The 24,249-nt window shown below is 56.1% G+C and carries 19 protein-coding genes and 1 riboswitch; of the genes, 11 read left to right on the top strand and 8 right to left on the bottom strand.

Annotation, left to right across the window (positions count from 1 at the left end; genetic code table 11):
- Positions 1-156: 156 nt before the first annotated feature.
- On the bottom strand, positions 157-1,803 hold the full coding sequence (pgi, locus tag FCN45_RS01285; protein WP_137384941.1) for a glucose-6-phosphate isomerase: 1,647 nt from the start codon (positions 1,801-1,803) through the stop codon (positions 157-159).
- Between the two features lie 373 nt (positions 1,804-2,176).
- Positions 2,177-2,371: riboswitch (Lysine riboswitch) on the top strand.
- A 112-nt stretch (positions 2,372-2,483) separates the two neighbouring features.
- Here pgi and lysC point away from each other — a divergent pair.
- From lysC to panS, 3 genes are all read left to right on the top strand, one after another.
- Complete coding sequence (gene lysC, locus FCN45_RS01290; RefSeq protein WP_110868121.1) at positions 2,484-3,839, top strand: lysine-sensitive aspartokinase 3; 1,356 nt, start codon at positions 2,484-2,486, stop codon at positions 3,837-3,839.
- 264 nt (positions 3,840-4,103) lie between these two features.
- On the top strand, positions 4,104-4,796 hold the full coding sequence (gene aqpZ / locus FCN45_RS01295; RefSeq protein WP_137384942.1) for an aquaporin Z: 693 nt from the start codon (positions 4,104-4,106) through the stop codon (positions 4,794-4,796).
- A 174-nt stretch (positions 4,797-4,970) separates the two neighbouring features.
- Positions 4,971-5,894: a ketopantoate/pantoate/pantothenate transporter PanS gene (panS, locus tag FCN45_RS01300; RefSeq protein ID WP_137384943.1), complete on the top strand. Its 924-nt coding sequence runs from the start codon at positions 4,971-4,973 to the stop codon at positions 5,892-5,894.
- 87 nt (positions 5,895-5,981) lie between these two features.
- Here panS and FCN45_RS01305 read toward each other — a convergent pair whose 3' ends face one another.
- Positions 5,982-6,575 (bottom strand): YhgN family NAAT transporter, encoded by a 594-nt coding sequence (locus FCN45_RS01305; RefSeq protein ID WP_110868123.1) that lies wholly within the window; start codon positions 6,573-6,575, stop codon positions 5,982-5,984.
- 195 nt (positions 6,576-6,770) lie between these two features.
- Here FCN45_RS01305 and asd point away from each other — a divergent pair, with 195 nt between their 5' ends.
- The 6 genes from asd (at position 6,771) to glgP (ending at position 17,670) form a co-directional block, all read left to right on the top strand.
- Positions 6,771-7,880, top strand: a complete 1,110-nt coding sequence (asd, locus tag FCN45_RS01310; protein WP_137384944.1) for an aspartate-semialdehyde dehydrogenase — start codon at positions 6,771-6,773, stop codon at positions 7,878-7,880.
- A gap of 355 nt (positions 7,881-8,235) precedes the next feature.
- Positions 8,236-10,422 (top strand): 1,4-alpha-glucan branching enzyme, encoded by a 2,187-nt coding sequence (gene glgB / locus FCN45_RS01315; RefSeq protein ID WP_101763111.1) that lies wholly within the window; start codon positions 8,236-8,238, stop codon positions 10,420-10,422.
- The gene (glgX, locus tag FCN45_RS01320) at positions 10,422-12,401 is read left to right on the top strand and encodes a glycogen debranching protein GlgX (RefSeq protein WP_137384945.1); all 1,980 of its coding nucleotides are present in this window, start codon (positions 10,422-10,424) and stop codon (positions 12,399-12,401) included. The genes glgB and glgX overlap by 1 nt, the downstream gene beginning before the upstream one ends.
- 10 nt (positions 12,402-12,411) lie before the next feature.
- Positions 12,412-13,704, top strand: a complete 1,293-nt coding sequence (gene glgC / locus FCN45_RS01325) for a glucose-1-phosphate adenylyltransferase (RefSeq protein WP_101763109.1) — start codon at positions 12,412-12,414, stop codon at positions 13,702-13,704.
- Positions 13,705-13,767: 63 nt separating this feature from the next.
- Positions 13,768-15,201: a glycogen synthase GlgA gene (glgA, locus tag FCN45_RS01330; RefSeq protein ID WP_101763108.1), complete on the top strand. Its 1,434-nt coding sequence runs from the start codon at positions 13,768-13,770 to the stop codon at positions 15,199-15,201.
- Between the two features lie 21 nt (positions 15,202-15,222).
- Positions 15,223-17,670: a glycogen phosphorylase gene (gene glgP, locus FCN45_RS01335; RefSeq protein WP_101763107.1), complete on the top strand. Its 2,448-nt coding sequence runs from the start codon at positions 15,223-15,225 to the stop codon at positions 17,668-17,670.
- A gap of 187 nt (positions 17,671-17,857) precedes the next feature.
- On the opposite strand, the gene FCN45_RS01340 is transcribed toward glgP, so the two are convergent.
- Positions 17,858-18,415, bottom strand: coding sequence for a DcrB family lipoprotein (locus FCN45_RS01340; protein WP_137384946.1), 558 nt, complete (start codon positions 18,413-18,415; stop codon positions 17,858-17,860).
- 116 nt (positions 18,416-18,531) lie between these two features.
- Entirely contained in the window at positions 18,532-19,197 is a 666-nt protein-coding gene (locus tag FCN45_RS01345) for a 7-cyano-7-deazaguanine/7-aminomethyl-7-deazaguanine transporter (RefSeq protein WP_137384947.1), read from the bottom strand.
- 193 nt (positions 19,198-19,390) lie between these two features.
- Between FCN45_RS01345 and tusA the strand changes: the two genes are divergently transcribed.
- Positions 19,391-19,636 carry a sulfurtransferase TusA gene (gene tusA, locus FCN45_RS01350; protein ID WP_036649974.1) on the top strand — a complete coding sequence of 82 codons (246 nt, stop codon included), beginning with the start codon at positions 19,391-19,393 and terminating at the stop codon, positions 19,634-19,636.
- Here the strand turns inward: tusA and FCN45_RS01355 are convergent.
- The gene (locus FCN45_RS01355; RefSeq protein WP_137384948.1) at positions 19,633-21,909 is read right to left on the bottom strand and encodes a zinc/cadmium/mercury/lead-transporting ATPase; all 2,277 of its coding nucleotides are present in this window, start codon (positions 21,907-21,909) and stop codon (positions 19,633-19,635) included. The genes tusA and FCN45_RS01355 overlap by 4 nt on opposite strands.
- A 92-nt stretch (positions 21,910-22,001) precedes the next feature.
- Complete coding sequence (locus FCN45_RS01360) at positions 22,002-22,631, bottom strand: lysoplasmalogenase (RefSeq protein WP_101763104.1); 630 nt, start codon at positions 22,629-22,631, stop codon at positions 22,002-22,004.
- A 164-nt stretch (positions 22,632-22,795) separates the two neighbouring features.
- Between FCN45_RS01360 and FCN45_RS01365 the strand changes: the two genes are divergently transcribed.
- The gene (locus FCN45_RS01365; protein ID WP_101763103.1) at positions 22,796-23,152 is read left to right on the top strand and encodes a DUF2500 domain-containing protein; all 357 of its coding nucleotides are present in this window, start codon (positions 22,796-22,798) and stop codon (positions 23,150-23,152) included.
- A gap of 40 nt (positions 23,153-23,192) precedes the next feature.
- Here the strand turns inward: FCN45_RS01365 and FCN45_RS01370 are convergent, their stop codons facing one another.
- The gene (locus FCN45_RS01370; RefSeq protein ID WP_008109883.1) at positions 23,193-23,462 is read right to left on the bottom strand and encodes a DUF1145 family protein; all 270 of its coding nucleotides are present in this window, start codon (positions 23,460-23,462) and stop codon (positions 23,193-23,195) included.
- Positions 23,452-24,048: a 16S rRNA (guanine(966)-N(2))-methyltransferase gene (rsmD, locus tag FCN45_RS01375; protein ID WP_101763102.1), complete on the bottom strand. Its 597-nt coding sequence runs from the start codon at positions 24,046-24,048 to the stop codon at positions 23,452-23,454. Before rsmD ends, FCN45_RS01370 begins: the two co-directional genes overlap by 11 nt.
- Positions 24,049-24,249 lie beyond the last annotated feature (201 nt).

The raw sequence follows: 24,249 nt of genomic DNA on the forward strand, positions 1-24,249 counted from the left end.
GTGCGGTAAATTGAAATGAATTACGAATTTCCTTACGCCACTTTAAGAATTTTCTAACCCTGTTTAATGCAGTAATTAATAATATTGCGAGTGAGATGGCATGGTTGACAAAGAAAAGGCGGCAATTACGCCGCCTTGTGTAAATTAGCCGGAAAATTAACGCCAGGATTTGTAGCGATTAATTAAGCCATTAGTGGAGCTATCGTGGCTGCTAATTTCAGCGTCATTTTCCAGTTCTGGCAGAATACGGTTTGCCAGCTGTTTACCCAACTCAACACCCCATTGGTCAAAGGTGAAGATGTTGAGAATCGCGCCCTGAGTGAAGATCTTGTGCTCATACAGCGCAATCAGTGCACCCAGGCTGAACGGGGTAATTTCACGCAGCAGGATGGAGTTGGTTGGGCGGTTACCCTCGAACACTTTGAACGGCACGATGTGCGCGACAGATTCGGCAGATTTACCCGCATCGGTAAACTCTTTCTCCACCACATCGCGTGACTTACCAAACGCCAGCGCTTCGGTCTGCGCGAAGAAGTTCGACAGCAGCTTCGGATGGTGATCGGTCAACACGTTGTGGCTCAGTGCTGGTGCGATAAAGTCGCACGGAATCAGTTTGGTGCCCTGATGAATCAGCTGATAGAACGCATGCTGGCCGTTGGTGCCAGGCTCGCCCCAGATGATTGGGCCGGTCTGGTAATCCACTGGATTGCCTTCACGGTCAACGTATTTACCGTTGGATTCCATGTTGCCCTGCTGGAAGTAAGCAGCAAAGCGATGCATGTACTGATCGTACGGCAGAATCGCTTCGGTTTCGGCACCAAAGAAGTTGTTGTACCAGATACCGATCAGCGCCAGCAGCACCGGCAGGTTCTGCTCGGCAGGCGTGTTGGCGAAGTGCTTATCCATGGCGTGCGCGCCGCTCAACAGTTGCTCGAAGTTCTCGAAGCCGATAGAGAGAATGATCGACAAGCCGATAGCTGACCACAGTGAATAGCGGCCGCCAACCCAATCCCAGAACTCAAACATGTTGTCGGTATCAATACCGAACTCACCCACCGCTTTACCGTTGGTCGACAGCGCAGCGAAGTGCTTCGCCACGTGCTGCTGATCGCCCGCAGTTTTCAGGAACCAGTCACGCGCGCTGTGGGCGTTGGTCATGGTTTCTTGCGTGGTGAAAGTTTTAGATGCCACGAGGAACAGCGTGGTTTCCGGGCTGAGATCTTTCAGCGTTTCGGCGATGTGGGTGCCATCGACGTTAGAAACAAAGTGCATGTTCAGGTGGTTTTTATACGGACGCAGCGCTTCGGTCACCATGAACGGGCCGAGGTCTGAACCGCCAATCCCGATATTCACCACGTCGGTGATGGCTTTGCCGGTATAGCCTTTCCAGTCGCCGCTGATGATGCGCTCGGAGAAGCCTTTCATCTTCGCCAGCACCGCGTTGACTTCCGGCATCACATCTTTGCCGTCCACCACAATGGGCGTGTTGCTGCGGTTACGCAGCGCAACGTGCAGAACTGCACGCTCTTCGGTGCGGTTGATCTTCTCGCCTGAGAACATCGATTTGATGGCGCCTGCCAGATCGGTCTCTTTAGCCAGCGCCTGTAATTTTTCGAGGGTTTCCTCGGTGATGCGGTTTTTTGAGAAATCCACCAGCATCTGGTCATCGAAAGTGGCAGAGAATTTCGCAAAACGATCGGCATCTTGCGCAAACAGGTCGGCGATTTGCACCGATTTCATCTGCTCAAAATGCTGCTGCAGCGCTTTCCAGGCAGCGGTTTGGGTCGGATTGATATTTTTCATGGCAACACTCTAGTTGATATAAGAACCGTCATTCCATCCGGGGCGTCCTGCTGGCCCGGCATCCATAGCATTCTTGCACGGGGATGAGTATGACCACAGTTACTGGCTAAGGGAAAAAATTTGTGACCGTGGCCGCACTGTTTCAGGTAAATCCGGCAGCGATTGTCGGTGCTGCGCCAGCAGAATTCCCTGTGCCGCATCAGAAAAAAGCCGCTTTTGTCTGATTCGGACACTACTTTAGGCCGCTGTTGGTGGGCGCGTTTGTTCAACGATGCGTTTACCGAAGTGTAAAAGTGAGAAATCCTCAAAGTGCGGGGATGGACAGGGGGGGAAATAATCAGTAATTTATGCGCGCTACTTACACCTCCGGGTGTAAGCCAGAAGAGGCGCGTCGCCCAGGCAGTGTGTTTGAGGATCCGTATCCGCAGAGAACACATCAGGGGGTGTGACGCCGAGGTGGGGCAACACGCGGGGTGTTGCACTGTCGGCTGCAGGGGCTGAATCCTCTGGGTTGTCACCAGAATCGTCCACAGTCGGACGGTTCGCAAGGTGAAGCGCTTTTGGTGACTTGTCTACTACTGATCTTGTCTGCCCAATTCTGCTCTTCTCTTGTGCCTAGGCTGCTACTATGTCTTCCGCCCCAAAACGGAAGAAAGATAACCTGACACGGGGTTCGTAATATGTCCCAAAATCTTATCGTGGCTAAATTTGGCGGCACCAGCGTTGCCGATTTTGATGCTATGAACCGCAGCGCAGATGTTGTGCTGTCGGACGCTAATACCCGCTTAGTGGTGCTCTCTGCCTCCGCTGGCGTAACCAATCTGCTGGTTGCCCTTGCTGAAGGCCAGGAACAAGCGCAGCGCGCTTACCTGCTGGATGAAATCCGCCGTATTCAATATGCCATCATTGATCGTCTGCAATCGCCGGATGTGATCCGCGATGAGATTGATCGCATGCTGGAAAACATCACCATGCTGTCTGAAGCCACCTCGCTGGCGACCTCACATGCGCTGACCGATGAGCTGGTGAGCCACGGTGAGCTGATGTCGACGCTGCTGTTCGTGGAGATTCTGCGCGAGCGTCAGGTCAACAGCGAATGGTTTGACGTGCGTAAAGTGATGCGCACGAGCGATCGTTTTGGCCGCGCAGAACCCGAAGTGGCGACGCTGAAAGAGCTGGCCGCAACGCAGCTGCAGCCGCGCATTGCGGAAGCGCTGGTGGTGACGCAGGGCTTTATCGGTAGCGAAATCAAAGGGCGCACCACCACGCTTGGTCGTGGCGGCAGCGACTATACTGCTGCGCTGCTGGGCGAAGCGCTGCAGGCCGCGCGCATTGATATCTGGACCGATGTGGCCGGTATCTACACCACCGATCCACGCGTGGTGTCCACCGCTAAACGCATCGAAGAGATTACCTTCGAAGAAGCAGCGGAGATGGCGATCTTTGGTGCCAAAGTGCTGCATCCGGCCACTTTGCTGCCAGCCGTGCGTAGCGATATTCCGGTGTTTGTCGGTTCGAGCAAAGATCCCGCTGCAGGCGGTACGCGCGTGTGCAACGAAACCAAGAATCCACCGCTGTTCCGTGCGCTGGCACTGCGTCGTAAGCAGACGCTGGTAACGCTGCACAGCCTGAACATGCTGCATGCACATGGCTTCCTCGCCGAAGTGTTTAACATTCTGGCGCGCCACAGCATCTCCGTTGATCTGGTGACCACTTCCGAAGTGAGCGTGGCGCTGACGCTGGACAGCACCGGTTCAACCACCACCGGCGACAGCTTGCTGACCCAGGCGCTGTTGACCGAACTCTCTTCACTGTGCCGTGTGGAAGTGGAAGAGAATCTGGCGCTGGTGGCGATCATCGGCAACAACCTGTCAAAAGCGTGCGGCGTCGGCAAAGAAGTGTTTGGCGCACTCGAGCCCTTCAACCTGCGCATGATTTGCTACGGTGCCAGCAGTTATAACCTTTGCTTCCTGGTGCCAACCCCAGATGCCGAGGAAGTGGTACGTGCGCTGCATAAGAATCTTTTTGGTTCTTAAGGCCAGTTTTTAGCATGCGTAATCAAGCCGGACCGGGTCCGGCTTTTTTATTGGTGAAATTTTTTAAACAATAATTCAAGCCCAGCGGCATTCACTGCTTCGCGCCAGACATTTCTGATGAGCCCCGTTATAGCTCGCGAGAACCGTCTCAAATACGCTGCTATCGCCTAAAAATCACTCTAATCCCTTATTCTTCGGTTGCGCTTCAATTGCCAAAAACGATAATCCCGCCGCGAAAACATTAAATTATTTGAGGGAATAGATATGAAAAGATTAGTGGCTGAAACGCTGGGCACATTTGTGCTGGTGTTGGGCGGTTGTGGTAGTGCGGTTTTGGCTGCGGCGTTTCCACAATTAGGTATTGGTTTTGCTGGCGTCGCGCTGGCATTCGGTTTGACCGTGCTGATCATGGCGTTTGCTGTTGGTCATATCTCCGGCGGCCATTTTAACCCGGCGGTCACCATCGGTCTGACCGTTGGCGGACGTTTCCCGGCAGCACAGGCCGTGCCTTACATTATCGCGCAGCTGGTCGGTGCGATTGCGGCGGCCGGCGTGCTGTATCTGATCGCCAGCGGTAAAGCCGGTTTCGATGCAGCGGCCAGCGGCTTCGCGTCGAACGGTTACGGTGAACATTCGCCGGGGGGCTTTAGCCTGCAGGCGGGCATGATCGCCGAACTGGTGCTGACCGCCGTATTCCTGATTGTGATCATGGGCGCGACCGATAAACGTGCTCCGGCTGGCTTCGCGCCGATTGCAATCGGCCTGGCGCTAACGCTGATTCACCTGGTGAGCATTCCCGTCACCAATACCTCAGTCAACCCGGCGCGCAGTAGCGGTGTGGCGATCTTCCAGGGCGGCTGGGCATTGGAACAGCTGTGGATGTTCTGGTTGTTACCGATTATCGGTGCCGCGATTGGTGGTGCAATCTACCGCTTTGCACTGGAAAAAGCAGAGTAACTTTGCCGTATTTCAGCGGATCGGCAGCAGCCGATCCGCATTTTGCCCCGCAAGCGACTTCCCGCCTTACGTCAAGATAATGAAATGTTATGATCCCGCGTCCGTCGCTGTGGTCGTTCCCTGCGCGACATTTCATCTGTGGCAATATAAAAAAATTCCTAAGGAAGTCTGGTTATGCTCGGCAAACTTACCCGCCTGTTCCCGCTCTGGGCCGTGCTGCTCTCGGTCGCTGCTTATTATTCTCCTGGCACCTTTATCGGCATTGGGCCGTGGGTGACTTACCTGCTGATGCTGATTATGTTCGGCATGGGCGTGACGCTAAACATTGATGATTTCAAACGCGTGCTGGTGCGTCCTGCGCCGGTGATCGCCGGGACTTTCCTGCATTATCTGGTGATGCCGCTGGCCGCGTGGGGCCTGGCGAAACTGTTCCAGATGCCACCGGATCTGGCGGCAGGCATGATTCTGGTCGGCAGCGTGGCCAGCGGCACCGCTTCAAACGTGATGATTTATCTGGCGAAGGGCGATGTGGCGCTGTCGGTGACCATCTCATCCGTGTCGGCGCTGGTAGGTGTATTCGCCACACCGCTGCTAACACGCTTCTACGTTGATACCCACATTCAGGTGGATGTGGTCGGTATGCTGCTCAGCATCGTGAAAATCGTGGTGATTCCGATTAGCCTGGGTCTGATTATCCATCACTTCATGAATAGCGTGGTGCGCCGCGTTGAGCCTTATCTGCCGGCCTTTTCTATGGTGTGCATTCTGCTGATCATTAGCGCGGTGGTGGCTGGCAGCCAGGGCTTTATCGGTTCTGTCGGCTTGATGGTGATTGTGGCGGTGATCCTGCACAACGCGATCGGTCTGTTGGGCGGTTATTGGGGCGGTAAGCTGTTTGGCTTCGATGAATCGACCTGCCGCACGCTGGCGCTGGAAGTGGGCATGCAGAACTCAGGTCTGGCGGCGACGCTGGGCAAACTTTACTTCTCGCCGTTAGCGGCCTTGCCGGGCGCGCTGTTCTCGGTGTGGCACAACCTGTCAGGTTCGCTGCTGGCCGGTTACTGGTCGGGTAAACCGATCGATAAGAAGCAGAAGTAATATTCAAAAAAGCATCACATTCAATTCATGCACATAGCGTAGCGGCGCAATAAATTGCGCCGCTACGCTGCCTGCGCTCTGAATGTATTACAGCTTCAGATAGGTACGAATCCCATCCAGGAACATCTGCGTCGCCAGCATAATCAAAATCAATCCCATCAGGCGCTCCAGCGCGTTAACGCCTTTGTCGCCCAGCAGGCGTAAAAACAGCCCCGACATCAGCAGAATCACCACCGTCAAACCCCACGCGATCAGCAGCGCGCCGACCAGATGCGTCATTTGGTTGGGATATTGATGTGACAACAGCATCAGCGTCGCCAGCAAGGACGGTCCGGCCACCAGCGGAATCGCCAGCGGCACGAGAAACGGTTCTTCACCGGCCGGCAAGCCACTCGAGCTGCTCTCCTCTGACGGGAAAATCATGCGGATGGCGATCAGGAAAAGAATGATGCCGCCGGAGATCGACACGGTTTCGGTGCGCAGATTGAGAAACGCCAGGATGCGTTCACCGGCGAACAAAAACAGCAGCATCAGAATCAGCGCAATCAGCATTTCGCGCATCAGTACCACGCGGCGGCGTTTGGGTTCCAGATGCTTCAATACCGACATAAAAATCGGCAGGTTGCCCAGCGGATCCATAATCAACAACAGCAATATGGTCGCGGATATCATTTCAGTCATGTTGGTTAGCCATTATTAGTTGTACTGCTGAAAAAGTTGGCGCAATCGAATTAATTCACTTGCCAGAAGTGCTGCATTTTGTAGAGTTGACGGTCATAGGTAAACCTGATTATTACGCAGACCGGCACGATTATCCGGCCAGTCTTTTCCTCGCACCACACGGCCTCTTTCGAGAGCACCCGAGACGGACAGAAAATGAAGAATGTAGGTTTTATTGGTTGGCGTGGCATGGTCGGCTCAGTGCTGATGTCACGCATGAGCGAAGAACGCGATTTTGATGTCATCAATCCGGTCTTCTTCTCCACGTCACAGCTTGGTCAGGCGGCGCCGACATTCGGCGGTAAGTCGACCGGTGCGCTGCAGGATGCTTTTGATATCGAGGCGCTGAAGGCGCTGGATATTATTATCACCTGCCAGGGCGGTGATTACACCAGTGAAGTCTATCCGAAGCTGCGCGAAAGCGGCTGGCAGGGTTACTGGATTGATGCAGCTTCCACGCTGCGCATGAAAGATGACGCCATCATCATTCTCGATCCGGTTAACCATAACGTGATTCGTCAGGGCCTCGATAACGGCATCAAAACCTTTGTCGGCGGTAACTGCACCGTCAGCCTGATGCTGATGTCGCTGGGCGGTCTGTTTGCTAACGATCTGGTTGAATGGGCCTCGGTGGCGACTTATCAGGCGGCATCAGGCGGCGGCGCGCGTCATATGCGTGAACTGCTGACGCAGATGGGCATGCTGCATGACCACGTGGCGAAATCGCTCCAGGATCCGGCTTCGGCAATTCTGGATATCGAACGCAGCGTGACCGATTTCACCCGTTCTGGCACTTTGCCAACCGACAATTTCGGCGTACCGCTGGCGGGCAGCCTGATTCCGTGGATCGACAAGCAGCTGGAGAACGGCCAGAGCCGCGAAGAGTGGAAAGGCCAGGCGGAGACCAACAAAATCCTGCGTACTAGCAGTGTGATTCCGGTTGATGGCCTGTGCGTGCGCGTTGGTGCGCTGCGCTGCCACAGCCAGGCATTCACTCTGAAGCTGAAAAAAGACCTGCCGCTGAGCGAAATCGAACAGCTGCTGGCCTCGCATAACGAATGGGTGAAAGTGGTGCCAAACGACCGCGACATCACCATGCGCGAACTGACGCCAGCCGCCGTCACCGGCACCCTGACCACGCCAGTAGGCCGCCTGCGCAAACTGAACATGGGACCGGAATACCTTTCCGCCTTCACGGTGGGCGATCAGTTACTGTGGGGCGCGGCTGAACCGCTGCGCCGCATGCTGCGTCTGCTGATCGACTAAGCGCAGCGGCAAACCAGAAAGGCCGGGGTTTCCCGGCTTTTTTTATTATCCAGGCTGCAAAAATTCATGCAAATTGCGCCTGACAAGTGATCCGCTTCCCTTTTTTGCTTGCCCGATAAGTATTTTTCACGATCCTCCCTGGCTTCTGCTATCCCCAAGCTATGATTTAACAGAGATGTGCCGGTTGTTAACTGTTTTTGTTTTTTCGAACTGAATGGTTGTTGTACACGGTGAAGATCTTTCCCACGGACGGTTGTGTCCTCACGGTGTACCTATGGCTCAATGAAAAGCAGCGCACCCGAGGCGATAATCCTGCCGACTCTGGTCGCCTGCGCAAAATCATAGGAAGAAAGTCATGTCAGAGCTTCCCGATCGCCAGGCGATCAATGCCCTTTTTGCCGGGAATTATGCCGATCCCTTTTCACTACTGGGCATGCACCAAACGGCTGCAGGCCTTGAAGTGCGTGCGCTGCTGCCCGATGCCTCCGATGTTTGGGTCATTGAAACCAACACCGGACGCAAATGTGCTCAGCTTACCTGCCTCGACTCACGCGGTTTCTTCAGTGGCGTGATTCCGCGTCGTAAAAACCGCTTTGGTTATCAGCTGGCAGTGAACTGGCACGGCCAGCAAAACCTGATTGATGATGCCTATCGCTTCGGCCCGCTGCTGGAGGAGATGGATGCATGGTTATTGGGTGAAGGCACGCATCTGCGTCCCTACGAAACCCTCGGCGCGCACGGCACCACCATTGATGGCGTGCACGGCACGCGGTTCGCCGTTTGGGCACCTAACGCGCGTCGCGTATCGGTGGTAGGCGAGTTCAACTTCTGGGATGGCCGACGTCATCCCATGCGTTTTCGCCGTGAACTTGGCGTCTGGGAACTGTTTGTGCCGGGCGCGGTAAACGGCCAGCTGTATAAATTTGAAATCGTGGATAATTCCGGCCAGATGCGCATCAAAGCCGATCCCTTCGCCTTTGAAGCGCAGATGCGTCCGCAAACCGCCTCGATGATCTGCGGGCTGCCGCCGAAAACCGAGATGCAGCCGCAGCGTAAGGCCGCCAATGCTTTTGACCAGCCGATTTCGATTTATGAAGTGCACCTCGGTTCATGGCGACGTCACACCGATAACAACTTCTGGCTCAGCTACAAAGAGCTGGCGGAACAGCTCATTCCTTACGTTAAAGAGATGGGCTTCACGCACATCGAACTGATGCCGATTAACGAACACCCCTTTGATGGCAGCTGGGGCTATCAGCCGCTCGGCATGTATGCGCCGACGCGCCGTTTCGGTACGCGCGATGAGTTCCGCCACTTCGTGGCCGCCGCGCATGATGCTGGCATTAACGTGCTGCTCGATTGGGTGCCAGGCCACTTCCCGAGTGATGATTTTGGCCTGGCGAAGTTCGATGGCACCGAACTCTACGAACACAGCGATCCGCGCGAAGGTTTTCATCAGGACTGGAACACGCTGATCTACAACTTTGGTCGCCGTGAAGTGAGCAATTATCTCTCCGGCAACGCCTTGTACTGGATGGAGCGTTTCGGCATTGATGGGCTGCGCGTCGATGCGGTGGCATCAATGATCTACCGTGACTACAGCCGCGCCGAAGGCGAATGGGTGCCAAACCAGTTTGGTGGACGCGAGAACCTCGAAGCGATTTCGTTCCTGCGTCACACCAACCGCGTTTTGGGTCGCGCCGCACCGGGCAGCGTCACGGTGGCGGAAGAGTCCACCGATTATCCTGGCGTTACGCGCCCTTCAGAAGATGGCGGCCTCGGCTTCTGGTTCAAATGGAACCTCGGCTGGATGCACGACACGCTGGACTATATGAAGCTCGACCCGGTGCATCGCCGTTATCATCATCAGCTGATGACCTTTGGCATGATTTACAACTACACCGAAAACTTCGTGCTACCGCTGTCGCATGACGAAGTGGTGCACGGCAAACGTTCGATTCTCGATCGCATGCCGGGCGATGCCTGGCAGAAGTTCGCTAACCTGCGCGCCTATTACGGCTGGATGTGGGGTTTCCCCGGTAAGAAGCTGCAATTTATGGGCAATGAATTTGCGCAGGGTCGCGAATGGAACCACGACACCAGCCTCGACTGGCACCTGCTGGAAGGTGAGGATAACTGGCACAACGGCGTGCATCGTCTGGTGCGCGATCTCAATCACACCTATCGCCATTACGCGCCGCTGCATCAACTCGACTTTGATGGGCAAGGTTTTGAGTGGCTGGTGGTCGATGACTACGAAAACTCCGTGTTTGTATTTGTGCGCCGCGATCGCGACGGCAATGAAATCATCGTAGCCAGCAACTTTACGCCAGTGGCGCGTCACAACTATCGCTTTGGCGTCAACCAGCGTGGCGGCTGGCGCGAGATCATGAATACCGATCAGCACGATTATCACGGCAGCGACACGCGCAATCACGGCGTGGTACACACCGATGAGATGGAGAGTCACGGTCGGCCGCAGTCGCTGAGTTTGACCTTACCGCCGCTGGCAACACTTTGGCTGGTGCGGGAGAGCGACTGATGCTGGAGCAGGGGCAGCCGGAACCGTTAGGTGCGCACTATGATGGGCACGGCGTTAATTTCACGCTGTTCTCCCAGCATGCCGAACGCGTTGAACTCTGCCTGTTCGACGCGCACGGTGCTGAGCGCCGTTTCGCGCTGCCCGCGCGCAGCGGTGATATCTGGCACGGCTATTTTCCCGCGCTGAAGCCCGGCCAGCGCTACGGCTATCGCGTTCACGGTCCGTGGGCGCCGCAGCAGGGACATCGCTTCAATCCGGCTAAGCTGTTGGTCGATCCCTGCGCCAAAGCGGTGGCGGGTGAAGTGGCGGACGACGCGCGTTTCAACGGCGGCGAACGCGAGCCGGAGGGTTTGGATAACGCCGCCATCGCGCCGAAATCGTTGGTGACTGCCGAAGATTTTGACTGGGAGGACGATCACGCGCCGCGCACGCCATGGGGCAACACGGTGATCTATGAAGCGCACGTACGCGGCTTAACCCAGCAGCATCCGGAAATTCCGGAAAGGTTGCGTGGCACTTATGCGGCGCTGGGTCATCCTGCTATGGTGAAGTACCTGCGCCACCTCGGCATCACCGCGCTGGAACTGCTGCCGATTGCCCAATTCACCAGCGAGCCGCGCCTGCGTCGTTTGGGATTGAGTAATTACTGGGGCTACAACCCCTTTGCCTTGTGGGCGGTGGATGCGCGTTACGCCTCGGGCGAAAACGGTTTAACGCCGCTGCAGGAGTTTCAGCAGGCGGTTAAAGCACTGCATGCCGCGGGCATCGAAGTGATTCTGGATGTGGTGTTCAACCATACCGCCGAGCTGGAAGAGATCGGGCCAACGATTTCCCTGCGCGGCGTGGATAACGCCAGCTATTACTGGCTGGATGGCAACGGCGACTATCAAAACTGGACCGGCTGCGGCAACACGCTAAATCTTAGTCATCCGCAGGTGATGACGTGGGCGCTGGAAGCGCTGCGCTACTGGGTGCGTGTTTGCCATGTTGATGGGTTCCGTTTTGACCTCGCCAGCGTGCTGGGACGCACACCGGAGTTTCATCAGGATGCGCCGCTGTTTGCCGCCATCAAAGCCTGTCCGCTGCTGTCGCAGGTGAAGCTGATTGCCGAGCCGTGGGACATCGGCCCCGGTGGTTATCAGGTCGGCAACTTTCCGCCAGACTTCGCTGAGTGGAACGACCATTTTCGCGATGCGGCGCGCCGTTACTGGCTGCATGGTCAATTGAATAATGGCGATTTCGCCCGCCGTTTTGCCGCATCCAGCGACGTTTTCCAGCGTGAGGCGCGACTGCCGCACGCCAGCATCAATCTCATTACCGCTCACGACGGCTTCACGCTGCGCGATGTGGTGAGTTTTAACAACAAACACAATCAGGCTAACGGCGAAGACAATCGCGACGGCAGCAGCAGTAACTTCAGCCATAACCACGGCAAAGAGGGACTGCAGGTCAATTTCGATATTGTCGAACGGCGGCGGCGCAGCGTGCATGGCTTACTGACCACGCTGCTGCTGGCGCAGGGCACGCCGATGCTGCTGGCGGGTGACGAACGCGGTCACAGCCAGCATGGCAACAACAACGCCTATTGCCAGGACAACCCGCTGACCTGGTTGAACTGGCAACAGGATGATTTTGGCCTGGTCGACTTCACTGCTGCGTTAATCCGTCTGCGCCAGCGTATTCCCGCGTTGACGCAGGATCGCTGGTGGCAGGAGGGCGATGGCAGCGTGCAGTGGTGCAATGCCAGCGGCACACCACTGGAAACCGAGCAGTGGGAACAGGGGACGCACCGAATGCAGATCCTGCTCTCCGGCCGCTGGTTAATAACAATAAACGCCACGGAATCGGTGAGTGATATCGCCTTACCAGACGGAGAGTGGCGTGCCATTCCTCCTTTCGCCGGGGAAGATAACCCCATCCTGACAACTGTCTGGCACGGTCCCGCACATGGTGTGTGTGTGTTCCTAAAGCAATCATAAGGAGTCAGACATGGTGAAATTAGATAGAACAGATCATCTGATGCTGGCGCGCCAGCTCCCTACACAAACGGTCGCCCTGATCCTTGCTGGCGGGCGCGGTACGCGCCTGAAAGATCTCACCGCGAAACGCGCCAAACCTGCCGTGCACTTCGGTGGCAAGTTCCGCATCATCGACTTTGCGCTGTCCAACTGCATCAACTCGGGCATTCGGCGCATCGGCGTGATCACCCAATATCAGTCGCATACGCTGGTGCAACACATCCAGCGTGGCTGGTCGCTGTTCAACGAAGAGATGAACGAGTTTGTCGATCTGCTGCCGGCGCAGCAGCGTGCCGCTACCGAACATTGGTATCGCGGGACTGCCGATGCGGTGACGCAAAACCTCGACATTATTCGCCGCTATAACGCGCAGTACATCGTGATCCTCGCCGGGGATCACATCTACAAAATGGATTACTCGCGCATGCTGCTCGACCACGTCGATCGCGGTGCCAAATGCACCATCGCCTGCTTGCCGGTGCCGTTAGCTGAAGCCACGGCGTTTGGGGTGATGGCGGTGGATGCCGAAAACAACGTGATCGATTTTGTTGAAAAACCGCCGAAGCCGCCGTCAATGCCGGGTGACGATACCCGCGCGCTGGCCAGCATGGGCATTTACGTATTCAACGCCGATTACCTTTACCAGCTGCTGGAAGAGGATCTGCATGTAGCCGATTCCAGCCACGATTTCGGCAAAGATCTGCTGCCGAAAATTGTCGCCAGCGGCGAGGCGTATGCGCACTCCTTCACGCTCTCCTGCGTGCAGGTTGATGAAAACGCTGAGCCGTACTGGCGCGACGTTGGAACGCTGGAAGCCTACTGGCGCGCCAATCTCGATTTAGCGTCGGTCACGCCTGAGCTGGATATGTACGATCACAGCTGGCCGATTCGTACCCACATGGAGCCGCTGCCGCCGGCGAAATTTGTTCAGGATCGATCCGGTAGCCACGGCATGACAATGAATTCGCTGGTCTCGGGCGGCTGCATCATCTCCGGTTCGGTGGTGGTGAACTCGGTGCTGTTCCCGCGTATCCGCATCAACTCGTTTTGCAATATTGATTCCGCAGTGCTGCTGCCTGATGTGGTGGTTGGCCGATCGTGTCGTCTGCGTCGCTGCGTGATCGATCGCGCCTGCGAACTGCCAGAAGGCATGGTCATTGGCGAAAACCCCGACGAAGACAGCCGTCGTTTTTACCGTTCTGAAGAGGGCATCGTACTGGTGACGCGCGCCATGCTGGCCAAATTGGCCGGAGGCGGTCAGTAAGTGACGAAAGAATATAGAGAAAATTGCCGCGTGGAACGTGTGCGATAACAATAGGGGTTCAGGATGCAGGTTTTACATGTCTGTTCAGAGCTTTTCCCGCTGTTGAAAACCGGCGGACTGGCTGATGTCGTCGGTGCATTACCACAGGCGCAAATAGCCGATGGTACGGATGCGCGGGTGTTGATTCCCGCCTTTCCGGATCTGCGTAAAGGGATTCCTGATACAGAGGTCCTGGCGGAGTTGCAAACTTTTGCGGGACCGGTACGCTTACTTTTTGGACAATTTAACGGCGTTGGTATTTATTTAATCGATGCGCCGGGATTGTATGAACGTCCCGGCAGCCCGTATCACGATACGTCGCAGTTTGCTTACGTCGATAACTACCTGCGTTTTGCGCTACTGGGCTGGATGGGCGCCGAGATTGCCAGCGGGCTGGATACCGACTGGCAGCCAGATATTGTGCATGCGCATGACTGGCATGCTGGCTTAACCTGCGCCTATATTGCGGCGCGCGGGCGTCCGGCGAAAACGGTGTTCACCGTGCATAATCTGGCATATCAAGGGCTGTTTTCGGCGCGTCATCTGGATGAGATCCAGATCCCGCGCGCGTTCTTCGACATGCATGGACTGGAGTTCTTCGGGCAAATTTCCTACCTCAAGGCGGGGCTGTTCTTTGCCGATCACATTACGGCGGTCAGCCCGACTTACGCGCTGGAGATTACCCGACCGGAATTTGGTTACGGCATGGAATCACTGCTCGAACAGCGACTGCGTGAAGGGCGCCTGAGCGGGATTTTGAACGGCGTCGATCCGGGCATCTGGGACCCGGCGCACGACCTGCTGCTCACCGCGCGCTACGACAGCGAAACGCTGGAGAGCAAAGCGGAGAACAAGCGCCAGCTGCAAATTGCCATGGGCCTGAAGGTGGATGATAAAGCACCGGTGTTCTGCGTCATCAGCCGTCTGACCAAACAGAAAGGGCTGGATCTGGTGCTGGAAGCGCTACCGGGCTTACTGGCGCAGGGCGGACAGTTGGTGCTGCTCGGCCAGGGCGATGCAGAGCTGCAGCAAGGTTTCCTTGCGGCGGCGGCGGAGCATCCGGGCCGCGTTGGCGTGCAGATTGGTTATCACGAAGCCTTCTCGCACCGCATTGTTGGCGGCGCGGATGTGATTATGGTGCCGAGCCGTTTTGAGCCGTGCGGCTTAACCCAGCTGTATGGTTTGAAATACGGTACGCTGCCGCTGGTGCGTCGCACTGGCGGACTGGCGGATACGGTGCAAGACAGCTCGCTTGAGAATCTGGCGGACGGCGTCGCCAGCGGTTTCACTTTTGAAGACAGTAATGCCTGGTCGCTGCTGCGGGCGATTCGGCGTGCATTTGTTCTGTGGTCTCGTCCTGCACTCTGGCGTTACGTTCAGCGGCAGGCGATGGGGATGGATTTTAGTTGGCAGGTGGCAGCACAAGCCTACCGCGATCTTTATCAACGTTTGCTGTAATGAGAGATTGGGATACTTGATATGAATGCACCTTTCACCTATGCCTCACCCACGCTGACGGTTGATGCACTGAAGCACTCAATCGCCTATAAGCTGATGTTTACTATTGGTAAAGATCCATCGATCGCGAATAAGCATGAGTGGCTCAACGCCGCGCTGCTGGCGGTGCGTGATCGCATGGTGGAACGCTGGCTGCGCTCCAGCCGCGCGCAGCTCTCGCAGGATGTGCGGCAGGTTTATTACCTGTCGATGGAGTTCCTGATGGGGCGCACGCTCGGCAACGCGTTGCTGGCGATGGGCATTTATGAGGATCTCAATCAGGCGCTGGAAGAGATGGGCCTCGACCTCAGCGAACTGATGGAAGAGGAGAACGATCCCGGCCTCGGTAATGGCGGTTTGGGGCGTTTGGCGGCCTGCTTCCTGGATTCGCTCGCCACGCTCGGTTTACCGGGGCGCGGCTACGGCATTCGTTATGACTACGGCATGTTTAAGCAGAATATCGTCGACGGGCAGCAGCGCGAATCGCCGGATTACTGGCTGGAGTACGGCAATCCGTGGGAATTCCAGCGCTTTAACACGCGCTACAAAGTGCGCTTCGGCGGCCGTCTGCAACATGAAGGCGCGCGGGTGCGCTGGGTGGAAACCGAGGAGATCGTGGCGATGGCTTACGATCAAATCATTCCCGGTTTTGATACCGATGCCACCAACACGCTGCGCTTGTGGGGCGCGCAGGCCAGTAACGAAATCAACCTCGGTAAGTTCAACCAGGGTGATTACTTCGCCGCGGTAGAAGATAAAAACCACTCGGAAAACGTGTCGCGCGTGCTCTATCCCGATGACTCCACCTATTCGGGGCGCGAGCTGCGTCTGCGTCAGGAGTATTTCCTCGTCTCCTCGACGGTGCAGGATATTCTCAATCGTCACTGGCAGATGCATGAAACCTGGGACAATTTGCCGGACAAAATTGCCATCCACCTCAACGATACGCATCCGGTGCTGGCGATCCCGGAACTGATGCGCATACTGATCGACGAGCAGAAATTCAGCTGGGACGATGCCTTTGAAGTGACCTGTCAGGTGTTCTCCTACACCAACCACACGCTGATGACGGAAGCGCTGGAAACCTGGCCAGTGGATATGATTGGCAAGATCCTGCCGCGTCATCTCAGCATTATTTTTGAAATTAACGACTACTTCCTGAAAACCATTCAGGAATATTACCCGGATGATTGGGAGCTGTTAGCGCGCATCTCGATCATCGATGAGAACGACGGCCGCCGCATTCGCATGGCGTGGCTGGCGGTGGTGGTGAGCCACAAAGTTAACGGTGTGTCAGAGTTGCACTCCAACTTGATGGTGCAATCGCTGTTCGCTGACTTCGCGCGTCTGTTCCCGGGCCGTTTCTGCAATAAAACCAACGGCGTGACGCCACGTCGCTGGCTGGCGCTGGCGAATCCGGCGCTCTCCGAGGTGCTGGACGAGGCGATTGGCCGCAACTGGCGCACCGATCTTGGCCAGCTCAACGAATTGACCACGCAGATCGATTATCCGGCCTTTATCCAGCAGATCGCCGACGCCAAGTTTGCCAACAAAAAACGCCTGGCGGATTGGGTGGCGAAGAACATGGATATCGTGCTTGATCCGCATGCGCTGTTTGATGTGCAGATTAAGCGCATCCACGAATACAAACGTCAGCTGCTGAACGTGCTGCACGTGATTACGCGCTACAACCGCATCAAGGCCGATCCCAGCGCAGAATGGGTGCCGCGCGTTAATCTCTTCGCCGGCAAAGCGGCGTCGGCCTATTACGTGGCGAAACACATCATTCACTTGATCAACGATGTCGCCAATGTGATCAACAACGATCCGCAGGTGAAGAACAAGCTGAAGGTGGTGTTCATTCCAAACTATGGCGTGAGCCTGGCGCAGATCATCATTCCGGCGGCGGATCTCTCCGAGCAGATCTCCACTGCCGGTACCGAAGCCTCTGGCACCAGTAACATGAAGTTTGCGCTGAACGGCGCGTTAACCATCGGTACGCTGGATGGTGCCAATGTTGAGATGCTAGAGCATGTCGGCAAGGAGAATATCTTTATCTTCGGTAACACTACGCCGCAGGTCGAGAAGCTGCGCACCGACGGTTACAACCCGCGTAAGTATTATGAGGATGATCCTGAGCTGCATCAGGCGCTGACACAAATCGCCAGCGGGGTGTTCAGCCCGCAGGAGCCAGGGCGCTACCGTAATCTGTTTGATGCGCTGGTGAACTTCGGCGATCACTATCAGCTGCTGGCAGATTACCGCAGCTATGTGGACACCCAGGACAAGGTGGACAAGCTGTATCGCCAGCCGGATAAGTGGCAGCGCAGCGCGGCGCTGAATATCGCCAATATGGGTTATTTCTCGTCGGACCGCACCATTCAGGAATATGCGGATGAGATCTGGCACATTTCGCCAGTGAGATTGTAAGGCGAGGATTGCAGAACCAAGTCGCCATGAATGGCGACCCTACGTGAACACCCAACAAAATCGATACCCAAAATCATTTGGACGGCAGGAAGGCGGCAAATGAGCGAATCCCCGGGAGCTTACTTTAGTAAGTGACCGGGGTGAACGAATGCAGCCAACGCACCTGCCGTTCGAAGGATGAAGGGTATTATTTCAACGTGATGCTTTTGACGATGCTATCTGCATCGCTTTGCGCTTGCTGCTGGTTGTCGGCTGGCAAGGTAATTTGCAGCGTCAGCAGTTTGCCATCCACTTTCGCCAGAATCACCGAAGACCATGAGGTCTGATTGTTGGCAGAAATCACCGTATCCAGCTGCTGTGCCGGCTGGTCTTTCAGCGTCACCGCTTTGTTAGATACCACCTGCAGCTGAGGATCGCGACCGCGCTGCTGCTGTTCCAGACGCTGTGCCAGCGCATCAAGCGCTTCGTTGGTGGGATCGCCGGCAATCACGATAATCGCGCGCTGGCCGGTTTCGTCGGCATAGACGTGCATGTTGGTGGATTCAGAGCCGAGCTTGCCGCTCTTGTCAGACATGCCCGCCGGCAAAGAGAAACTCAGTTTGCCGTCCATCAGGTTAACCGTCTGGGCCGACTGGCTGGCGCTCGCACCGTTGCTGTTCGCTGCCGCATCATCTTTCTTCTGGTCACATGCCGCCAGGCCGATAACCAACAGGCCAATACCCACATATTTCACTACGTTACGCATTCTTTTCCCTTTTACATGATTCCAGTCAGCCGTTATACAAGCGGATTTAGTTAGCAAAAGCAACCGCCGGAGTGTCAGGAAATCTTAGCGTAATGCGGCATTTAGTGTATGTGCAATCAGCCAAAATTGATCTGCTGCTGCGCGGAACGTTCGGCTAAGCGCTTCAGCATGGCATTTAGCAGCACGCCGTAAGCGGGCAGGAAGAAGATCATGCAGATCAGCACCTTGAAGCTGTAATCCACCAGTGCGATTTCGACCCAATGCGTGGCCATAAATGGATCTGGGCTCTTGTAGAAGGCGATGAAAAAGAAGGCCAGCGTATCGCTGATATTACCGAGGAACATCGCTGCCGCTGGCGCAATCCACCACTGCGATAAACGGCGCAAACGGTTAAAAACGTGCACATCGAGGATTTGTCCCAGCGCATAAGCCATAAAGCTGGCGCAGGCGATACGGGCAACAAACAGATTCACCTCTTCCAGTGACGCCCAACCTTGCCATTCGCCCTGATAGAACACGCAGGAAACAATGTAGGAGATCACTAGCGCGGGAATCATCACCGCCAGAATAATGCGACGTGCCAGCGGCGCGCCAAAGATGCGCACGGTCAGATCGGTGGCGAGGAAAATAAACGGAAAGCTAAACGCGCCCCATGTGGTGTGGAAGCCGAAGATGGAAACCGGCAGCTGGACCAGATAGTTACTGGAGGTGATCACCAGCAGATGGAATAGCGATAGCCAAAACAGCGCATGCATGCGCTGACGTGCAGAGAAGTTAATCATTGTAAGCCTTTTTAGTGATGGGGTGAGGGAACCCAGGTTCGTGCATTGGCACGGTGGTAAATAAAAAATCGGCGGCATCTTAACGCGTTGCGCAATTTATGCAATGGTTAATTTTAACGCAATCGTTATCGCCTTGCGTTGGCTTATTCGCGCGCTAGAATGAGCGCCCATCCCTAACAACTGACAGAGAATCATGAGCGATCCCTTTTCTGCGCCAGACCATCAGCTTGATGCCCTTGGCCTGCGCTGCCCGGAGCCGGTAATGATGGTGCGTAAAACCGTGCGCAGCATGCAGGCCGGTGAAACCTTGCTGATCATTGCTGACGATCCCGCCACCACGCGCGATATCCCCGGTTTCTGCCGCTTTATGGAGCATGAGTTGCTGGCACAGCAGACCGAAAGCTTGCCGTACCAGTTTCTGATTAAAAAAGGCGCCTAACGCTGACGCAGCAAGCGCAGCGCGTTGGCTGTCACCAGTGCGGTGGCACCGGAATCCGCTAAGACCGCCAGCCACAAACCGGTGAAGCCGAGCAGCGTGGTGACCAGAAAAATCGCCTTTAATCCCAACGCCAGCGCCACGTTCTGACGAATGATGGCACGCGTGCGCCGTGCCAGCACAATGGTGCGCGGCAGAATCGCCAGCTGATTTTGCGTTAATGCCACATCTGCGGCTTCCAGCGCCACATCGGTGCCGCTGCCCATCGCAATGCCGATGGTGGCGGCTTTCATGGCGGGCGCATCGTTAATGCCATCGCCGACCATTGCCAATGCGTGCTGTGTGCCTAACGTCCTCACCGCCGCAACTTTATCGGCGGGCAGTAAACCTGCGCGATAATCGATGTTGAGCTTAGCGGCAATGGCCGCAGCCGCGCGTGGATTGTCGCCGGTCAGCATCATGCTGTTAACACCAAGCTTCTTCAGTTCAGACAGCGCGCTGAGGGCTTCAGCGCGCAACTGATCCTGCAAGGCTAACGCGCCAAGAACCTGCTGCTCCTGCAACAGCAGCACCACGGTTTGGCCTTGCGCTTCCAGCTGAGCAATCTGCTGCTGTTGTGCATTATCAAGATGGCTGACTTCGCGCGGCGCCAGCAGTTGATAGGTCACGCCATCTATCGCAGCACGAATACCACTGCCGGCCAGCGTTTGCTGCTGTGCAGCTTGCGGAAGCCTGAGCGCGCGCCGCTCGGCCTCGCTGACAATCGCCCGCGCCAGCGGATGGGTGGAACCCTGTTCTACGGCGGCGGCGATGGTGAGCAAGTTGTTTTCCGCCATCACGCCAAATGGCTGGATGTGGCTGATCTGCGGTTTACCGGCGGTCAGCGTGCCGGTTTTGTCGAACGCCATCATATTTACGCGACTGAGCCGCTCCAGCGCCGCGCCGCCTTTGATCAGCGCGCCCTGACGCGCGGCAGCAGCCAGGCCGGAAGTGATGGCCGCGGGCGTGGAGATCACCAGCGCACAGGGGCAACCAATCAGCAACAGCGTCAGCCCTTTATAAATCCACGGCAACCACGCGCCAAAGCCCAGTAGCGGCGGCAGCACCATCACCAGCAGCGCCAGCAGCATAATGGCGGGCGTATAGATGCGGCTGAAGCGATCGATAAAGCGCTCAACCGGCGCACGATGGGTTTCGGCTTCCTCAATCAGTTGCAGGATGCGGTCAATGGCACTTTGGCCCGGCTGGGAAATGACTTTCAGCGTCACCAGACGATCAAGGCTGGTGGCACCGGCCATGATCTGCTCGCCTGGCTCACGCGCTACCGGCAGCGATTCGCCGGTCAACGCGCTTTCATCAAAGCTGGCGCTGGCGTGCAGCAGTTCGCCATCGGCCGGTAAACGTCCGCCGGCCGCCACTTCAATCACATCGCCGGGCTGCAGTGCTTCTAAGCGGACGTTTTCCCGCAGTGTGCCGTTGATGCGCGTGGCGGTATCAGGACGTAGCGCCATCAGCGCGGTGACGCCACGGCGTGCGCGTGTGGCGGCGTACGCTTCAAGGCGTTCACCCAGTTGAAACAGCAGCAGCACCATCGCGGCTTCGGCGTGCGCGCCAATCACCAGCGCACCAGCGGCGGCAATGGTCATCAGCATCTCAATGCTGAACGGCGAACCACTGCGCAGGAGCTTCCAGGCGCTGCGCGCGATCGGCGATAAACCTATCAACGTGGTGGCGATAAACAGGCGATCGCCCCAAACCGGCGAAAGCTGGCTCAGCAGCCAACTGGCGAGCATCAGTACGCCAAGCAGCAGCAAACCGGCGTTTTCCTGCCAGCGGCTTTCGGGTTGTGGAGGCGATGAGGAATCGCTGGCGCTCAGCGCGAAGCCGGCATTTTTCACCACCTGTTCGATGGTGGCGCGGATATCCTGGTCGGCATCGACCACCAGTTTTTCACTGGCAAAAATCACGCGTGCTTGCTGAACCTGCGGTACACGTTGCACGGCGGTTTCGATTTTACGCGCGCAGCTGGGGCAATCCATGCCCGCAATCTGCCAGCGGAATTGATGTGAAGAGAGGGCGGGCCTGTCGCTTTCGGCGTCGCTTTCGCCGCCTGGCGATCCGCTGTCGCTGTCACAGCAGCCGCAATCGCTCTCTGGCGTGATGGGCTGCGCCGCGGAGATGTTCAATGTTGCGGGTTTTACGCTGCGAATCGAGCACAGCGGCTGTGACTGACGGTGTGATTTGCCACAGCGGCAAGGGTGAGCATGTTGATGCATGTAACCTCCGGAATCAGGGGCGGGCTGATGCCCGCGCCCTAATGCTACACTCTGGAGTGGACTCCAGAGTCAAGCGGAAGGTAAGGTTATCTTCAGTAGAGCCACAGTGAACGCACAATCATGAAGTGACCGGCGAAGTAGCAAGCGGCGACGATGGCGCTATCGGCGCTGAAACGGCGGCGATAATGCGAGATAAACCAGACAATATTGGCTAACAGCAGCAACGCGGCACCCACCAGCAGCGAGAAACTGAAGTCAGTTGGACGGAAGAAGTAGTTCTCCGCCGCCATCCAGTTCATCACTAGCGTCATGCCGATCAAGGTGCAGATAGGCCAGCGCAGATCTTCCAGTTTGCTCCACAGAATCCCGATAACGATCACGCCAATGATCAGGAAGGTGAGGGGAATCGGCCAGAAGAAACTCATGGTCATGTGTGCGGCAAAACTGATGGTGTACAGCAGATGCGACAGGAAGAATGCGCCCAGCGCATAGAGCATTTGCTGACGCGGTAACAGCATTAACGCGTCACCCACCAGCGTGGCAACCAGCCCGGCCAGAATCAAATAATCGGTAGTGTTGAAGGTTGGCGCTTGCCACGCCCAGGCAACGAGTAACAGCAAGGTGACAGGTTTAAATAGCCAGCGTTGCCATTGCGGACCGCGATATGAAGCATCGACGTAAAGCCAGCCGGAAAAAAGTACGGCAAGGAAAGACCAAAGCATGTTTTCTCCCTTTTCTGGACGAAATGTCCGCCAGTTTGATGAATTTTCCCAAAATCACCCTCTCAGTGTAAGTTACCGGCGCCAAATGTGACAATCAGCCGACTCTGGTTGTATGCTTTGTCGTCTTTACCCGTTCCGAATTAACGCAAAGCACGAGATAAATCATGAGCAAACCACCGCTAATCTTTTTCATCGTACTGGCCATTATTGCCGTTTTGGCGACCCGTCAGTTTATTAAACAGCGCCGCGAAACGGCGGTGAACGATGCCTCGCCGGTGCGCTCGCTGAGCGTGGAAGTGAAAACCAAACGCGAATTTCCGTCGCCCAATCGCCGTTCACGTCAGCGTGAAGAGATTGTGGCGGAAGAGATGAAATATGAAGCCTGGTTCCATCCGTTGAACGGTGCCAGCGATATTAAAGTGACGGTGAATGCGAACCAGTATCACCAGATCGATAAAGGCGCGAAGGGCGAGTTGAAGATGAAAGGCACGCGTTTTGTGAGTTTTACTCCGGCCCAATAGGGCCGCCATTCATGGCGACCTGGCTATAAACCGCACGAAACTACATCTTCGGATAATGCTTTTTCTGCCACGCCAGCAGCTCAAACACGCCAAAAAAGAAGATCTTCGCCTGGGTTACGCCGCTCAGTTTTGGGGCGTCTTTGGGCTGGGTGGCGCGCAGCAACACTAGCTGCAGGCCGTGCATAATCACCATAAAGAACAGCGCCACGTGCACGAAATAGCGCAGCGGCGTTGGGAAAGGTTGCACCAGATTAAGCAATAAAAAGGCCCAGACGCAAATCATCAGCAAACGTCCCAAATTAAGCCACATCGTGCGTCTCCTGTTGGCGTTGATATAAGCGATAAGCCACCTGACCGGCAATCTTCTCGCGGTACAAATCCCAATTTGCGGGTGCGACAGGTGTGCCGTTTTCCACTTCGCTCTCGACATAAATCAGCGCTTCAGCCGCTAACCAGCCATTTTGCTCCAGCAGCGACAATGTTTCCTGTAACAGCCCTTTACGGAAAGGCGGGTCAACAAACACCACGTCAAACGGTTCGCCCGGCTGGCTTAACCACTGCAGCGTGTTGGTTTGCACCACTTTTGCCTGCGTAGCACGCAGCGTTTGCAGATTCTGTGACAGCTGTTGCGCCACCGAACGCTCCAGCTCCAGCAGCGTGGCCGACGCGGCATAGCGAGACAGCGCTTCCAGCCCTAACGCGCCGCTGCCGGCGAAGCAATCGAGGCAGCGCGCTTCCTGAATATCCGGCGCCAGCCAGTTAAACAGGGTTTCACGTACGCGATCGGTGGTCGGGCGCAAACCTGCGCTATCCGGCACCGGTAATTTACGGCCGCGCCACTGACCGCCAATGATGCGGATCTGGCCAGCGCTGCTGCTGCGGGGGGATTTACTCATTTCGCTCACAACTCGTCATATTTTGTTGCGTAGTTTAACGGGCGTAGCGGGCAGAAGAAACGTTAAAAAAGGGTGCTGTGGTGCGCTGGCTGGAAAGTGTTAGACTACTGAGTTGGTATAGCGCGCGTAATTACCTGATTTTTACGCCGCTCACCCGCTTAAAATTGAATAATTTATCCCCTGGGAACAAGCGTGCTACCG

It is taken from the genome of Pantoea sp. SO10 (assembly GCF_005281435.1).
GTDB lineage: Bacteria > Pseudomonadota > Gammaproteobacteria > Enterobacterales > Enterobacteriaceae > Pantoea > Pantoea leporis.